This is a genomic window from Wenzhouxiangella sp. AB-CW3 (assembly GCF_014725735.1).
Taxonomy (GTDB): Bacteria; Pseudomonadota; Gammaproteobacteria; order Xanthomonadales; family Wenzhouxiangellaceae; genus Wenzhouxiangella.
On record NZ_CP061368.1, the window covers coordinates 3675260 to 3691186 of the forward strand.

At 61.5% G+C, this 15927-nt stretch carries 14 protein-coding genes and 1 riboswitch; of the genes, 8 read left to right on the forward strand and 6 right to left on the reverse strand.

Going from position 1 to position 15927, the window contains the following annotated elements; genetic code table 11:
- The first annotated feature begins 11 nt into the window (after window positions 1-11).
- Together IC757_RS15845 and IC757_RS15850 are read left to right on the forward strand one after the other, a co-directional pair.
- Window positions 12-542: a molybdenum cofactor guanylyltransferase gene (locus IC757_RS15845; RefSeq protein ID WP_223846360.1), complete on the forward strand. Its 531-nt coding sequence runs from the start codon at window positions 12-14 to the stop codon at window positions 540-542.
- Entirely contained in the window at window positions 539-1597 is a 1059-nt protein-coding gene (locus IC757_RS15850; protein WP_190975245.1) for a HesA/MoeB/ThiF family protein, read from the forward strand. Before IC757_RS15845 ends, IC757_RS15850 begins: the two co-directional genes overlap by 4 nt.
- A 10-nt stretch (window positions 1598-1607) precedes the next feature.
- Here IC757_RS15850 and IC757_RS15855 read toward each other — a convergent pair whose 3' ends face one another.
- Window positions 1608-1823, reverse strand: coding sequence for a hypothetical protein (locus IC757_RS15855; protein ID WP_190975246.1), 216 nt, complete (start codon window positions 1821-1823; stop codon window positions 1608-1610).
- A 211-nt stretch (window positions 1824-2034) separates the two neighbouring features.
- Here IC757_RS15855 and IC757_RS15860 point away from each other — a divergent pair, with 211 nt between their 5' ends.
- Window positions 2035-2541, forward strand: coding sequence for a helix-turn-helix transcriptional regulator (locus IC757_RS15860; protein WP_223846167.1), 507 nt, complete (start codon window positions 2035-2037; stop codon window positions 2539-2541).
- Here the strand turns inward: IC757_RS15860 and fabB are convergent.
- The 5 genes from fabB to IC757_RS15885 all read right to left on the reverse strand — a co-directional run bounded on the left by fabB (window position 2522) and on the right by IC757_RS15885 (window position 7115).
- Window positions 2522-3739 (reverse strand): beta-ketoacyl-ACP synthase I, encoded by a 1218-nt coding sequence (gene fabB, locus IC757_RS15865; RefSeq protein WP_190975247.1) that lies wholly within the window; start codon window positions 3737-3739, stop codon window positions 2522-2524. The genes IC757_RS15860 and fabB overlap by 20 nt on opposite strands.
- A complete protein-coding gene (gene fabA, locus IC757_RS15870; RefSeq protein ID WP_190975248.1) occupies window positions 3736-4263 on the reverse strand; it encodes a bifunctional 3-hydroxydecanoyl-ACP dehydratase/trans-2-decenoyl-ACP isomerase in 528 nt (175 codons plus the stop codon). Before fabA ends, fabB begins: the two co-directional genes overlap by 4 nt.
- A 182-nt stretch (window positions 4264-4445) precedes the next feature.
- Window positions 4446-6074 (reverse strand): plastocyanin/azurin family copper-binding protein, encoded by a 1629-nt coding sequence (locus tag IC757_RS15875; protein ID WP_411913461.1) that lies wholly within the window; start codon window positions 6072-6074, stop codon window positions 4446-4448.
- 38 nt (window positions 6075-6112) lie between these two features.
- Complete coding sequence (locus tag IC757_RS15880; protein ID WP_190975249.1) at window positions 6113-6475, reverse strand: c-type cytochrome; 363 nt, start codon at window positions 6473-6475, stop codon at window positions 6113-6115.
- A 154-nt stretch (window positions 6476-6629) separates the two neighbouring features.
- The gene (locus IC757_RS15885) at window positions 6630-7115 is read right to left on the reverse strand and encodes a TlpA family protein disulfide reductase (protein WP_190975250.1); all 486 of its coding nucleotides are present in this window, start codon (window positions 7113-7115) and stop codon (window positions 6630-6632) included.
- 302 nt (window positions 7116-7417) lie between these two features.
- Here IC757_RS15885 and IC757_RS16800 point away from each other — a divergent pair, with 302 nt between their 5' ends.
- The 5 genes from IC757_RS16800 (at window position 7418) to metE (ending at window position 15921) form a co-directional block, all read left to right on the forward strand.
- Window positions 7418-8368 (forward strand): methyl-accepting chemotaxis protein, encoded by a 951-nt coding sequence (locus IC757_RS16800; protein WP_317976669.1) that lies wholly within the window; start codon window positions 7418-7420, stop codon window positions 8366-8368.
- A gap of 53 nt (window positions 8369-8421) precedes the next feature.
- Window positions 8422-10668: an EAL domain-containing protein gene (locus IC757_RS15895; RefSeq protein ID WP_190975251.1), complete on the forward strand. Its 2247-nt coding sequence runs from the start codon at window positions 8422-8424 to the stop codon at window positions 10666-10668.
- A 72-nt stretch (window positions 10669-10740) separates the two neighbouring features.
- A complete protein-coding gene (locus tag IC757_RS15900) occupies window positions 10741-12843 on the forward strand; it encodes a diguanylate cyclase domain-containing protein (protein WP_190975252.1) in 2103 nt (700 codons plus the stop codon).
- A 91-nt stretch (window positions 12844-12934) separates the two neighbouring features.
- A riboswitch (cobalamin riboswitch) is annotated at window positions 12935-13168 on the forward strand.
- A 31-nt stretch (window positions 13169-13199) separates the two neighbouring features.
- Window positions 13200-13649 carry a hypothetical protein gene (locus IC757_RS15905; RefSeq protein ID WP_190975253.1) on the forward strand — a complete coding sequence of 150 codons (450 nt, stop codon included), beginning with the start codon at window positions 13200-13202 and terminating at the stop codon, window positions 13647-13649.
- A complete protein-coding gene (metE, locus tag IC757_RS15910; protein WP_190975254.1) occupies window positions 13630-15921 on the forward strand; it encodes a 5-methyltetrahydropteroyltriglutamate--homocysteine S-methyltransferase in 2292 nt (763 codons plus the stop codon). The genes IC757_RS15905 and metE overlap by 20 nt, the downstream gene beginning before the upstream one ends.
- Window positions 15922-15927: the final 6 nt, after the last annotated feature.

Consider the following 15927-nt stretch of genomic DNA (forward strand, 5'->3'; position numbering starts at 1 on the left):
TGACAGGGATTGTGCTGGCCGGGGGGCGGTCGTCTCGGATGGGGCGGGACAAGGCCGGGTTGGTCTGGGGCAATGGGCAGACGTTTCTTGACCGTAGCATCGCCTTGCTGGGGGAGGCCGGGTGTGCGCGGGTGATCGTCTCCGGCAACCGGCCATGCTACGACCATGTGCCCGACCTGCAGCCCCACCTGGGGCCGATGGGTGGCATTGCTTCGATACTGGTGCGGCGACCGGAACTGGGCGGGACACTGTTGATCGTGCCGGTGGACATGCCTCATTTGGTCTCCGACGATCTGACTCCATTGGTGAGCGCAGCAGCGTCACACGATGGATCAAGGTTCACAACGACCCCGCTACCGATGGCCCTGAGTGCCAATCCGAGAATACGCCGGATCATCGTCGCCCTGCTAAACCAGCAGGACCTGGCCTTGCGCAACCTGGCCAATCACCTTGATCTGGCCTCGGTGGAACCGACTTCCGATCGCTTGTCGGGCAACATCAACAGCCCGGACGACTACCGGTTGGCTTCAGACAACCCATGAGTTCGCGCTACGCCAAGCAAACCATACTGCCCGAGCTTGGCACTGAAGGGCAGCGCCGCCTGGGCGCGGCAACGGTGCTGTGCATCGGTGCCGGTGGGCTGGGTTGTGCCTCGCTGCCCTACCTGGCCGCCGCCGGCGTCGGTCATATCGTGATCATCGACGACGACCGCGTCGACCTGTCCAACCTGCAGCGCCAGACGCTGTTTGCCGAGACCGATATCGGGCAACCCAAGGCAAAGGCGGCAGCCGAGCGGCTGGCCGCCATGAACGGCGACATCGTCGTCGAACCCCTGGTCTCGCGCCTGGACGTCGACAATGTCGAGTCGCTGTTTGCCCGGGCCGACGTGGTCATCGACGGCAGCGACAACTACGCCACCAAGTATCTGGTCGCCGATGCCTCGGTGAAGTTCGCTGTGCCGCTGGTCTACGGCTCGGCCACCGGCATGGAAGCGATGGTGACGGTATTCGCCCCGGATCACGGCCCCTGCCTGCGCTGCCTGTTTCCCGAGCCCCCCACCGGCTGGATGCCCAACTGCGCCGAGGCCGGGGTGCTGGGACCCCTGGTCGGCATGGCCGGCTGCATTCAAGCCGCCGAAGCCATCAAGTGCCTGGTCAGCGGCCCGAAGCTGGAAAGCCTGTCAGGGCGATTGTGGATGTTCGATGCGCGCGACATGAGCAGCCGGCAGATGTCCATAACCCACAAGCCGGATTGCCCGCTTTGCAGTCAGCCGGCGGCGACCATTTCACTGTCTGGCATTGGCAACAGGCTGATCGAGCTTGTCCCGGAAGATGCGCTCGCCCTGGGTGACACGCTCTGGGTCGACGTGCGCGAAGCCGATGAGTTTGCCCAGGGCCATGTCGACGGGGCCCTCAACCTGCCCCTGTCGAAGCTGCAGCGCGGCGAGGTCAAGGTGCCACGGGCACCAGCGGCAATCATTTACTGTCAGAGCGGTATGCGCTGTCAGACAGCCGCCCCGGTGCTCTCGGCAGCAGGCATCGAAACCCTCTACAGTCTCAAGGGTGGGTTTGAAGCGTGGAGTCGACGCCGTTGGTGAACAGGCTGGTTCAGGCCATGACGTCGATGAGGCGCCCGAGCGATTCATCGACGGCGCGCACTACCTCGACGGCCGCCTCCACTTCGCGCTGGGCTGATTGCATTTCGACTACCGCAGAAACGAATCCGTCCTGGGCCGGCCCGGAGCTGACGCGCTCGGCGGCCTCGCGGAAGTTGGTCGTGCCCTGCTGAAGTGCCTGCGCTGCAGAATTGAAGGTTGCGTCCATGGCGGCTGCCCCGAGCTGAGTGGGTCGCTAAGCCCACACACTGGCCCGGTTGCGCCTGTGCAGGGCAGGGCGAAAATCGAAACGGATTACCGCCGTGCCCCATTTAGCGGCCAGCAGGCAAGGAACTTTAGAAGGCTTGGGCGCATTGGCCATCGGGACTTGGTACTCTTGAGCCCTGTCCACCACCCAAGCCAGTTGCCGGCAGCCACCCATGGAACCCCTGGTCAATCATCTGATCGACAGAATTCGCAGCTACCTGCAGTCGGCCGGTGGCTCCCTGCGAGACCTGGCCAACCAGGCCAATATTCCCCCGGAACGCCTGGCCGGCGAGCCGACAGATCTGTCGCTGTCACAGCTCGCCCGGTTATGGATGCTGGCCCAGGAGAGGATGCGTCAGACTCCGGGCTTCTCCCCGCAGGTCCGCGAACTGATCCGTCGCAAGCTGGAAACCGGGCGTGCCCGGGCCGCAGTGATCGCCGCGGAACTCCATATCAGCCGACAGACGCTATACAAGCGCCTCAAGCAGGAAAACCAGACGTTCGCCGCACTGCTCGAAGACGTGCGACGCGAGCAGGCGCTGTGGTTTGTCAGTGATACGGACCGCAGCCTGACCGAGGTCGCTCAGTGCCTGGGCTTTTCCGAGCTCAGCGCCTTCAGTCGCGCCTTCAAGCGCTGGATGGGGCTGTCTCCGGCACGCTTCAGGGCTCGTTTTTCCTGAACACCAGGGTGGCGTTGGTGCCGCCGAAACCGAAGCTGTTGCTCATCACCAGGGGCAATTCGACCGCATCACGCAGTTCACGCACGATGGGATAGCCTTCGGCGCCTGTATCCAGATCTTCGATATTGGCTGACGGCGTGATGTAGTTGCCGCGCTGCATCAGCAGGCAGTAGATCGCCTCGTGTACGCCGGCCGCCCCCAGGGAATGACCGGTCAGGGGCTTGGTCGACCCCAGGGCCGGCAGATCCTGGCCGAACACCTCGGATATGGCTTTCAGCTCGACGATGTCGCCGGCCGGTGTACTGGTGCCATGGGTATTGATATAGCTGATCGGCTCTTCCAGTCCGTCCAGGGCCATCTGCATGCAGCGCACCGCGCCTTCACCGCTGGGCTGGACCATGTCGGCGCCGTCCGAAGTGGCACCGAAGCCGGCCACCTCCGCCCAGATCGTGGCCCCGCGTTCCAGCGCATGGTCGCGCTCCTCCAAAACAAGCATGCCGCCGCCGCCGGAGATGACAAAGCCATCACGATGGGCGTCGTAAGTCCGTGAAGCCGCCTCGGGCGTGTCGTTGTAGCGTGTGGACAGGGCGCCCATGGCATCGAACAGCAGACTCAGACTCCAGTGCAGGTCTTCACCGCCACCGGCAAACATCACGTCCTGGCGGCCGAGTGCAATCAGGTCGGCGGCATGGCCAATGGCGTGGGCGCTGGTGGCGCAGGCCGAGGTGATGCCGTAGTTGATGCCGCGGATTCCAAACGCCGTGCTCAGCGAGGCATTGATGGCACTGCTCATGGTGCGCGGTACCCGAAACGGTCCGACGCGTCGGATACCGCGCTCACGATGGGTATCGACGGCATCGAGCAGCTCCACGCTGGAATTGCCGCCGGAGCCGGCCACCAGGCCGGTGCGGTCGCTGCTGACCACGGTCGGGTCGAGTCCGGCCCGCTCGATGGCCTCGCGCATGGCCAGCCAGGCATAGCCGGCACCCGGGCACATGAAACGTCGCAGTTTCCGGTCGATCAGGGCTTCGAGATCCACGTCGATGGAGCCCCAGACATGGCTGCGCAAGCCGGCCTCACGGGCCTCCTCGCTGAAAGTCAGGCCGGAGCGAACTGACCGCAGGGATTCATCAACCGCATCCAGATCATTGCCCAGGCTGGAGACCACGCCCAGGCCGGTCACCACCACACGCCTCATGAGCCACCTCCCTCGAATGCATCCATGGACGTGAACAGGCAGACCTTGAGGTTGCGGGCGGTATAGATGTCCCGACCATCGACGGCCACGCTGCCGTCGGCCACGGCCATGTCCAGACCGCGGCGAATGACGCGGCGGATATCAAGCCGGTAGCTGACCAGTTTGTTGTCGGGCAGGACCTGGCCAAAGAACTTCACTTCGCCCACGCCCAGCGCCCGCCCTCGTCCATTGCCGCCGTTCCACGCCAGGAAGAAGCCCACCAGTTGCCACAAGGCATCAAGACCCAGGCAACCGGGCATGACCGGGTCTTCAATGAAATGGCAGTCGAAGAACCAGAGGTCCGGATGGATATCCAGTTCCGCGACCACCTCGCCCTTGCCATGGGCACCGCCCTGGTCGCTGATGTGGGTGATCCGATCGAACATCAGCATCTTGTCGACCGGCAAGCGCATATTGCCTTCAAAAAGGCGCCCCATGCCGCAGGCCTGGAGCGCCGCTTTGTCGTAATGCGAGGGAGAAGTCATGATGAATATTCTTTGCGGGTGAACCGGCTCACTTTAGCTGCTCGGATCCATTGGTGCTTGACCCTGCGTGACGTACGGTAGCGAATGGTTGAGCATGGCCAGCCTGATTGAATTCAGGTTCTGCCAAATGAAAGGGCCGGGAGAACCCGGCCCTTTGCATGTCCTGACAGGAGGGGGTGTGATCAGTTGCTCGGCTCGCGAACAATGACCTTGCCCTTCATGTAGGGGTGGGGCGTGCAGATGTAGGTGTACTCGCCCGTCTCGCTGAAGGTGAAGCTGTCGGCTTCGGCATGTCCCAGCATGCCGGTGGCAAACAGTTCCGGACCATCAATGGCCACGGCATTGTGAATGCCCGAGAACTCGCCGGCCATGTAGGTGAAGACGTCTTCATTGACCCAGGTCACCTTGGTGCCCGGCTCGATCTCAATGACCTTCGGATAGTAGGAGTTGCCGATGATCTGCACGAACACTTCATCGACTTCCGGGCCATAGCTGACCGGGCGGTCCGGCTCGGCAGGCAGGCCATTGAGGCGCTCGGCCGGAGCAAACGGGGAGATCGCCCGCATGGCCGTTTCGCGGATCTCGTCAATCTCTTCCTCGGTGTATTCGGGGCCGTCGGCCAGAACGGTCTTGGGCGTGTCTGCATCGGCGTCGGCCACCAGCACCCCGATCGCGCCACGGGCCGTGGAACCGACCGCGTGCGAGAGCATCAGGTAGGCGCCTTCATCGGGCGGTACACGGAACTCAATCACCCAGGAGTCGGACGGTCCGGCAGTGACAGTCTGGCCACCCGGCATCCATGCTTCCGGATGCCCCTGCCAGTAAACGAAGTCCCAGATGATGCCCACCAGGTGGAAGGTCGAGACCAGGTTGGGGCCGATGTTGAGGAAGTTGACGCGCACGTAGTCGCCGGGCTTGGCCACGATCGGCTCTTCGACGTAGCGGAACAACTTGCCATTGAAGGCGGTATAGATCGGGTTGCCTTCGATGGCGTCCTTGCCGCTGGCATAGAACTCGTGCTGGATCATGTAGAGTTCCAGGTCCGGACCATGGCCAAGCTTCTCCTCGAGCTTGTACTTGGTCTCCTTCGGTTCGACCACGATCATGCCGTACTGACCGAACAGCACGTGCATCGGAATGGCATGGCCACCCGGCGCGCAGTGCCACATGTAGACGCCCGGCATGTTGGCGCGGAAGGTCACGCTCTTCGACTGACCCGGGCCGATATCACCGATGTACTTGGAGGTCTGTGTATCGGCGGCATGGATGGAGGCACCGTGCGGAACCGTGCCGGTGTTTTCCACCGTGATTCGCACGATATCGCCCTCGGTCACCTTCAGCGTCGGGCCGGGAATCTTGCCGTCGGAGAGAAAGCCGTCGTAGATGACGCCCTGACCGATGTAGGTCTCGCCCTCGTCCAGGCGAATGGTGAACTCCACATCCGGTTCGGCGTCCTGCGGCACGTAGCTGGTGGCGGGAATGTCGAGCCCTTCGTCGCGCTTGATGATCTCGATGAAATCGGCACCCTCGAAGATGGCATCGAGAACGACATCGCCGCCCCGGGCCGCGGCCACGGAACTGGCGGTGATCGCCTGGCTGGCCGAGCCCAGCGGCAGGCCTTCCTGGTTGGCCACGGCGGCCAGCAGGTCGCGCCCGACGGCCGTGTGGGCCCGTTCATTCTTGAGTTCGTGCATGAACGAGTCGTTGCACGACGGGCAGGCCTGCGCATCCGGTGAGAACACGGCCGCACTCAGGCCAACCGCCAGAGCGGCGGCCCCCAGAAGCGTGGTTGGTGTGTATCTATTTAACATGGTCTTGTTCCTCAGGTGTCTTGGTTACAGGGTGAAGCTCAATCCGAAAGTGACTGGATATAGGCCACGATGTCGTGGATGGATGAGTCGTCCAGCGTGTGCCGGAATGCGGGCATCGTGGCGCGCATGCCAACAGCCATTCCGCCATCGCGCGTGGCAATGAAAAGGCGCTCACCAGTCAGGCCCTCGCGGGTCAGATCCGAGGGTGGCGGCTCATAGGCACCAGCCCACGAGCCGTCGCCCCGGCCATGCTCTCCATGGCAATCGGCACAATGTGTCTGGTAGAGCTCCTGGCCGACCTGCACATCGCCCTTGCCGTTGAAAGTCTCCTCGGCCAGCACGGGGGCGACGGCAAAGAGCATCACCACGGCCACCAGCGTGTGGCGGAAGACAGGTTTCAATGGGATTGGCGTGTGGTGGGTCATGTTTGTCCATCGCTGGGAGTGTCTACCGACGGTTTCACCGACCGTCGCGCTTGACAAACATGCTATGAAAATACTGCTTTGCAGATGTTGACCTGGGTCAATTCCTCAAAAAAGTTTGGAGTTGGAGCGTTCAGAGGTAAGGCTCGACTGCTGCCAGCAGATCCTCGCCTGTCTGCAGACCGAGCATTGTTTCGCGAACCTGCCCTTCGCGGTCTATGATCAGCGTGGTCGGATAGGTTCGGGCCTGAAACAGCTCACCGGCCTCGTCCGCGGTGGTCTTCCACAGGGGATAGACCGGTTCGATTTCCAGCCGGTGGGTCCAGAATCGCTGTATCGCCGAAGCACTGCCCGAGTCGACGGCGAGGCCGACTACCGTGGCCCCCACATCTTCAAGTTTTGGCTGCAGTCGTACCAGGTGGGGAATTTCGATCAAGCAAGGGGAACACCAGACGGCCCAGAGATTCAACACGACAACCTGACCTTCGAGTGACCGCAGGTCAGCCTGGCCGCCATCGATAGTATCAAAGCAGGCATCGGGCACAGGGTCGGCAGCAAACGCCGGCATGCCAACCAGTAGACAAGTAACGATGAGAGAGACGAACAACAGTTTATTCATGGATTTCCAACTCCGGTCAGCGGCCCGCCTGAACCCGTCAATGGAACGGGGGAGCAACTTTCATGAATGCACTGTACTTCTTTGTGGCCCTTCAGGATTTGCCCTGTGTCAAACCTCGCTGCTTCAGAAAGAGGCAATCTGGCCGCTACAAACAGAGGAGGCGAGACCATCGAGAGGCCACCGTGCTTAGCCGCATACTAGGAACAAGCGGGAAAAGGAATTCTGGCAGCCAAACCGGCCAGCCGACCGGTGGCGATGCCGATGGTGCCGGGCGAGGCGTGGAAAAGCCCCGCCCCCGTACCATGCCGCGAAACACGAAGCACTTCCTGCAGCAGCTCAACCTGCTCTCCAACGAGTGCGGCGTGATCGTGGGCGAGCTTTTCGAGCCCATGTCGCACACCTACAGCTCTCAGGATCTGATGGGGCAGGCCGCGAAACATGTCACGCTGCTCGATGACCGGCTGGATACCATCCGCACGACTGTGGAGGAACGCAAGGGCATTGCCGGCAAGCTGCGTGGCCATGTCAGCCACATCGAGGGATTTGTCGCACGGATTGAAAACATCTCGGCGCAGACCCGGATCCTGTCACTTAATGCCGCCATCGAAGCAGCCCGGGCCGGAGAGCACGGCAAGGGCTTTGCTGTTGTTGCCGATGAAGTACGCAAGCTTTCGGATAACGTTACCCGGATCACGCGCGATATCGGCGAACAACTGGAAGGCATCGAGTCCGACACTCAGGCCACCGAATCACTGATCGAGGTTCTGGCCGGCAGCCTGGAGGATATCAGCCAGGTATCCACCGAGGTCAACGAAGTGACCACGGACACCCACCATCGTATGGTCGATTTGCAGAAGGCGGCTTACAAGAGCATGGCTGCCGGTCACCTGATGGCTGTAATGTGCTGGCTCAATGAGCTCCATACCCGGATCATACTGGCCTTCGAAAATCCCGATCGACATGGCTTCCCCGAAGTGAGCAAGACCGGCAATTACTTCGGTGAGTGGTACTATGATGCATCGGATAACGAATTCGACTTTCGTGATCTGCCTGAATTCAGTCGGCTGGGGCAGGCCTATGACGAGCTTTTCGAGTTGTACGAGGGAATCCGAAATGACTGGCAACGTGGCAACCGCCAGGCAGGCCTGGCTAGTATGGGCGATCTGTCTCGACAGATCGATCACATGCACCAGTTTCTTGATCAGATTCGGAATTATCTGGTGGAGCAAATGCAATCACAGCTTTCGGGCTAAAGCTGCGGTAGCCGGGTCGGGGACAAACCAAGGGATATCGCAGACTTCCGGCCATGAATTGCAACGACAGCACTGAAACTCTGGGTCGGCTGTTTCTCGAGGGGCTGGGCGAGGCCGTCCTCATTCACGATGCCCAGGGGCACATCCTTCATGCCAATGCGGCAGCCTGTCGGCAAAGCGGCTACGAACTGCGGGAACTGTACAAACTCAACGTCGCCGACCTTGATACGGACGTTCTTCCCGAGGAAGTGTCGCAAAAGCTGCTGGAAGCCCTGCCGGCCGGAGAGGACGAAACCCACTTCCACGCACAGCATCGCCGGTCATCGGGAGAGATACGCCAGGTACTGGTCAGCCTGTCCAGGCTGCGTAGAGACCCCACACCGCTCTATGCCGCCATCATGCGACCGCTGGATGAACCTCAGCGTCTGCATGACAGCGTCGAACAGCGCATCGGGTTCAACCGCTTGCTACTCGATATTTCCCTGCGCCTGGTCAAGCTGGATCCGGAATCGCTGGATCAGGCTATCGATGAATTGCTGGCCGATATCGGTAGATTCTTTGCAGTCGACCGCTGCTACCTGTTCACCATCGACTGGCAAAACGACACCATCACCAACACACATGAATGGTTTGATCAGGGTATTCCCCCGGCCATCCATCGGCTTCAGAACCTGCCATTTGCCAAACTGCCCTGGCTCAGGGAGCACATGAAAGCCAACTGTGTGGCTCACGCGCCGGATGTTGACGGAATGGATGATCAGTATGCCCATGATCGGACCGAGTACCAGGCACAGAATATCAAGTCGCTGCTGATCGTACCGATCATCCGGGGCGGAGAGGTTGCAGGCATGTTCGGCCTGGATGCGGTGCGGCAGCGTCAGTACTGGAACGACGAGATTCAGCACGATTTGCGCCTGCTGGGACAATTGCTGGCGGGTGCACTGGATGCCGCGGGTCTGGGTCGTCAGTTGCGCCACATGGCCTATCACGATGTGCTGACCCAGTTGCCGAATCGCAAGCTGCTGGCCGATCGGATCGAGCAGACAGCTCACCGGTGCCGGCGCTACAACCAGCGCGCCGCCCTGATGCTGCTGGATATCGACGACTTCAAGATCATCAACGATACCCTCACGCACGCCGCCGGCGATCAGTTGCTGGTTGAAGTGGGTCGGCGGCTGAAATCGGCGCTGCGCGAATCCGACACGGTGGCCCGACTGGGTGGAGACGAGTTTGTCCTTCTGTGCGAGATCAGCAAGCGTGATGACGCCATCGAAATGGCCAGGCGGATCATGGCAGCGATTACCGCACCTGTCGAACTGCGGGGGCAACGGCTGAGCATACAGGCCAGCATTGGAATCACCCTCATGCCGGATGACGATCAGGACCAGGAACGACTGCTGCGCAACGCAGACCTGGCCATGTACGAAGCCAAGGCCGCTGGCAAGAACACCTTCCGATTTTTCGAGCCGGCCATGTCGGCTGCCATTTCCGACACACTCCGATTGCGCTCCGAACTGGCCGATGCTGTAGAGCGGGATGCACTGGAGGCCTGGTACCAGCCCATCTACCGCCTGAATGACGGTCGGCTGATTGGCCTGGAAACCCTGGTGCGATGGCAGCATCCCGAACGCGGCATGCTGCCGCCGGGCCAGTTCCTTTCTCTGGCCGAGCGCTTCAAGCTGATCGGTCGAATTGATCGTCAGATGATTTCCCGCGCTTGCCGGATACTGGTGTCCTGGTCTCCCGCCCGGACTCCCGGGTTCCTGATGGCCGTCAATCTGTCAGCCAGCGACCTGTATGACGCCGAGCATGTGCTGGCACTGATCAGGGACACGCAGAAAAGCGGCGGCGAGAGTGGCGAACGACTGTGCTTCGAGATTACCGAGACAGCACTGATGGAAGACATGCCAACAGCCATCAAGCACCTGCACCTGATCAAGCGACGCCTGCCCGGCATCAGTATTGCCATTGACGACTTTGGCAGCGGCTACTCTTCGCTGAATTATCTTCGACAACTGCCGGTCGACACACTGAAGATCGATCGTCGCTTCATTGCCGACCTGCGCACCGACCAGACCAGCGGTCAAGCCATTGTGCGCGCCATCATCGGCCTTGCCCACAACCTGGACATGCGGGTGGTGGCCGAAGGAATCGAGAACGCCCGCCAGTATCAATTGCTCAGGGACATGGGCTGCGAGCTGGCCCAGGGCTTTCTGATGGGTCGACCGGTTCCCTCCAATGAACTCAGACAGCTGGCGCTCGAGTTCGATTCATCGGCCAGCCATGTTTCAGAAACGTGAACCAGTTCAAGGCACTGGAGCCTTCGTTCCAGCTAGAATGACGGGTTGAATTCGCCAGGAGGCGGAGAATACATGACGGACGGATCGAACACTTGCTGGCAGAGACTCTGGCAGTTGACAGGTCTGGCACTGGCGTTATGTTGCAGTATTGCGGCCATGTCCGATGATGGGGAATATGCACTGGAGTCCAGGCTGGACGACTACCTGTTGCTGCTGGATCGACCGGACACCGACCGCGAAACCAGTCACTCGGCCATCCGTGCCATCATCGATGACTTCACCGAAACCACGCCGGCCGCAACTCAGGTTCGTGCACTGGGATATCTTGTCCTGCACCAGGTCTTTCATGGCGATTTGGATGCCGCGGAGATCACGGCGCAAACCCTCATCGAGGTTGCCGAAAACGACGACGACATCCAGGCATTGAGCGAAGCGCTGGGCTTTCGGATGGAAGCACTGATGGCCACCGGGGAGCTTTCAGAGGCCTTGCTGCTGGCGCCCCGGGCCGAGCAGACACTGACCGAGGTTCGCGACCCGCGCGTGCGCTACTACGTGCACAATGTACTGGGAAGACTGCTGCGCCAGGTCAGTCAGTTCGAGGAGGCCATGGCGCATTTTCTGGCCGCCCACGACGCTCAGCTGGAATCGGACGACCCACGCTCGCCGCTGCGCAGGCAGTTTCTCAACGTCAACATGGCCTATCTTCAGGCCGAGCTGCGCAACCACGAGACGGCTTTGGACATGGTGGAGCGCGCAATCGAGCAGGCCACTGAAATCGGCATCGATCATTCCATCCCCGAACTACTGCTCTTTCGCGGCTACCTGGAGAATCACCTGGAACGGTTCGATGACTCCATCCACACGCATGAACAGGCATGGAAGCTGGCCCTGGAGTACGACCAGGCCAGCGTGGTTCTCAACAGCATGAACAACATCGGCTCGGCCCTGGTGCACCTGGGCCGCTACGATGAAGCGAAAGCCATCATGCAGGAAGCACTGATCGAAGCTCGCGAACAGGAGGCAGAAGTCACGGCAGACCTGCTGGATTTCAACCTGGGCTACATCGCCGTCATGCAGGGGCAGCACGATGATGGCCTGGCTCGCCTGGAAGATGCGAAAGAGCGGCTTGAAGCGCAGTACACCCGTTCGCAGTTTTCGGCCCTGCTCGACTACGTGGCCCGCGCCTATCAGGAAGCCGCGCACTACCCGCAAGCCATTTCGGTATTGAAGCAGCAGCGCAGTCTGAACGAGGCGTTGTTTCGCAGCGAACGGGAACGCAGCCTCAGCGAACTTCAGACCCGCTACGAGGCGCAGGAGCAGGCCACGCAGATCGAACTGCTCGAGCAACGCAATGCACTTCAGGAAGAAATGATCGAGAACCAGCGTTTGCAGCAGCGCATCGCCATACTGTTCGTGCTGGTCGTACTGATGGGTCTGGTACTGCTCTGGCTGGCCTGGCGTGCGGCACGGCAGGCCAACCGCAGCCTGAAGGTGGCCAACCGGCAATTGGAATACCAGTCGCGGCATGATCCGCTGACCGGCCTGCTCAATCGGCGCCTGTTCCATGAAAGGATGCTTGATCGCAGCGAAACGGCCACGGATCGCCGTGACGACGATCTCCCGGATGCCATACTGCTGCTGGATGTGGATCACTTCAAGCGCATCAATGACCGGCACGGCCACAGCACCGGAGATGCCGTGCTGGTGGAGTTAGCCCGCAGACTGGAAGCACTGACCCGCGAATCGGACATGGTTGTGCGATGGGGCGGAGAGGAGTTGCTGATGTATCTGCGCCAGATGGATCCCGATTGCCTGCCGGGTTACGCGCGGAAGGTGCTGTCTGCCATTGGTGAGCAGCCGGTTGTTCACGACGGCAGGTCAGTCCAGGTCACCGCAACCGGCGGCTTTGTCACCTTGCCCCTCGCCGGAGCCGAAGAACACAATATCGGCTGGGAAAAGGCGCTGCAGATTGCCGATCTGGCGCTGTACATGGGCAAGACCCAGGGCCGCAACCAGGCCGTTGGAGTTCTCGGCCTGGAAGTGTCGCTGGAAACGGTTGGCCAAACGTTGCAGACGGATCTGGCCGGCGCCATTGAGAAGGGCTGGGTCAATGCCGTCACGCTGCAGGGCCCCCGCACTACCAAGTCGTCCAACGATTGGGGAGCCTCTGAGTAACTCTGCGCGGAGGGCGTTTCTGCCTAAAAAGCCGCCGACCGTGTGGTGCGTTCCGGGCGTAAGCCAAAGCCCAAACTGCTGCTCGCAGATGCCCTATACTGACCGTGATGGTTCTCATGTCCGGCGGCACATTGCCGGCCTGGGATGAAAAGGGAATTCGGTGCGCCGGCAACCATTCCGGCTATTCCGAAGCTGCCCCCGCAACTGTAAGTGGTTCGGGCGCTCCATGACGCCACTGACCGGTCGACCCCCTCGGCCGGATGGGAAGGCGGAGCTGCTCCAAACACCACGAGCCAGGAGACCTGCCATCACGTCAAACCCGAAACAACCAGCGGAGGGCTGGTGGAGGTGCATGCATGAAGTCTCCGTCAAACGGCGACGGGTTCGGATCGAACGCGTCCCGGCAATCTCGGCAAGTGGACACGCTGGCATCGCGCCGCGCGCCCGGTGAGCCCGATGGACTGTCCCGACAGCAAGCGGCCCGGTGGCCGAATGGTTCCTCACGCGACGACCGCGAGGATGTATTGCTGCGGGCACTGCATGGCGATTTCGCTGATGCCGATGCGGAAGACCTGATCCTGGCCTGGCTGTTCCTGCAGCCGGATTCACCCGGAACAGTCCCGGCCGCCCGCCGGCTGCTGGCCGCATTGCGTCGCGATATCTCCCCAATCCTGGCGACACCTCGCAACCGTCGTCTGCTGGTGCTTCTGGAAACCATTGCCGGAGCGCAAACCACCCCGAATGCCCGGGGCAGAATCCGGCACCATCAGCACTACGGAGAACCCCATGACGATACAAGCAACTAATCTCGGCTTTCCACGCATTGGCGCACGCCGCGAACTCAAGAAAGCCACTGAAGGCTACTGGTCGGGGCGGCTGGAAGACGGCGAGCTGAAAGACATCGGTCGCGAGTTAAGAAAAAGGCACTGGTCATTGCAGGCCGAATGCGGCCTGGACGTCATTCCGTCCAATGATTTTTCCTATTATGACCAGGTGCTGGACATGATCGCCATGCTCGGCGCCATACCCGAGCGCTTCGCCGATATTGGCGATGGTAAGGATTTGACCACCTACTTCGCCATGGCGCGGGGCACCGACCAGGCGCCGGCGATGGAAATGACCAAGTGGTTCGATACCAATTACCACTACATCGTGCCGGAGTTCTGCCACGACCAGCACTTCAGCCTGTCATCCAGCAAGGCCATCGACGAGTTCCTTGAGGCGCGGGAACTCGGCATCCACACACGACCGGTGCTGATCGGGCCGGTGAGTTTCCTGTTACTGGGAAAGCTGCGTGACGAGCCGTGCCGCCCACTTGATCTGCTTCAGCGCCTGCTGCCCGTCTACCGCGAGCTGCTCCAGCGCCTGGTCGCTGCAGGGGCCGACTGGGTTCAGATCGACGAACCCTTTCTGGCGATGGATCTCGATGAATCGGCCCGAGACGCGTTTCAGCAAGCCTACGACGGCCTGGCCGGGTCCGGGGTCAGACTGCTGCTGGCCACCTACTTCGAAGGCTTGCGCGACAACCGGCATCTGGCCTGCAGACTCCCGGTCGCAGGTCTGCACCTGGATCGCATACGCGGCAATGACCATCTCGACGAACTGGCCGCGGAGCTGCATCCCGACCAGACCGTGTCGCTGGGGGTTGTCGACGGACGCAACATCTGGCGCAGCGACCTCGACGCGACACTGGAGCTGCTCGAACAGGCCCGGGAGTTACTTGGCCAACGCCCTCTGCAGATCGCGCCATCGTGTTCCCTGCTGCATGTTCCGGTGGACCTGTCACTGGAACGGCATCTCGATGACGAACTGGCTGCCATGCTGGCCTTCGGCCGCCAGAAGCTTGAGGAGATCAGTGCCCTGGCCCGAGCACTGAACGGTCAAGGAGATCAGGCACGCAGCACCTTCGAGGACAGTCGTCGGACCTTGCATGCCCGGAGCAGCTCCGACCGAATTCACAACACTGCCGTTGCCCAACGACTGGCCGCAGTCGGGCCGGACGACGTGGTTCGCGACAGCTCTTACCCCGTGCGACGCAAGGTGCAGCAGGCCCACCTGAACCTGCCTGGCTTTCCGACCACGACCATCGGCTCGCTGCCACAGACCATGGAAGTCCGGCGCACCCGGGCAGCCTGGCGCCGGGGTGACATCGACGATGCGACCTACCGGTCTTTCATCGAACGTCAGATCGACCATGCCATCGAGTTTCAGGAACGCATTGGACTCGACGTGCTGGTCCACGGCGAGTTCGAGCGCAACGACATGGTTGAGTATTTCGGCGAAAAGCTCGAGGGATTTGCCTTCACCGACAATGGCTGGGTGCAATCCTACGGTTCGCGTTGCGTCAAGCCACCGATCATCTTCGGTGATGTCCGGCGACCCGAGGCCATGACCACGCAATGGCTACGCTATGCGCAGTCGTGTACCCGGCGTCCCGTCAAGGCCATGCTGACCGGCCCGGTCACCATGCTGCAATGGTCGTTTGTACGCGACGACCAGCCGCGCTCGGATACCTGTCAGCAGATCGCACTGGCACTGCGCGACGAGGTGGCGGATCTGGAATCGGCCGGGGCGCGGGCCATCCAGGTCGACGAACCGGCCCTGCGCGAGGGCCTGCCTCTGCGGCGGGCCGACCACGACGACTACCTGGACTGGGCAACATGCAGCTTCCGGCTGGCCACGTCCGTGGCCGGCAACAGTACGCAGATCCACACCCACATGTGCTACTCCGAGTTCAACGACATCATGCCCGCCATCGCGGCGCTGGATGCCGATGTCATCTCGATCGAGGCCTCGCGCTCGGCCATGGAACTGCTCGATGCCTTCGTGGATTTCGACTACCCCAACGAGATCGGCCCGGGTATCTGGGACATTCACTCGCCACGTGTGCCGTCGAGCGAAGCGATGACCCGGCTGCTTGAAAGAGCCGCCAGCGTGATCGACCGCGATCGCCTGTGGGTCAACCCGGACTGCGGCCTCAAGACCCGCGACTGGCCCGAGGTTGAACAGGCCCTGACCCACTTGGTCGCGGCGGCGAGAACCATGCGCGAGTCGACGTCACAACGCCACTCCGCCTGATTCCTG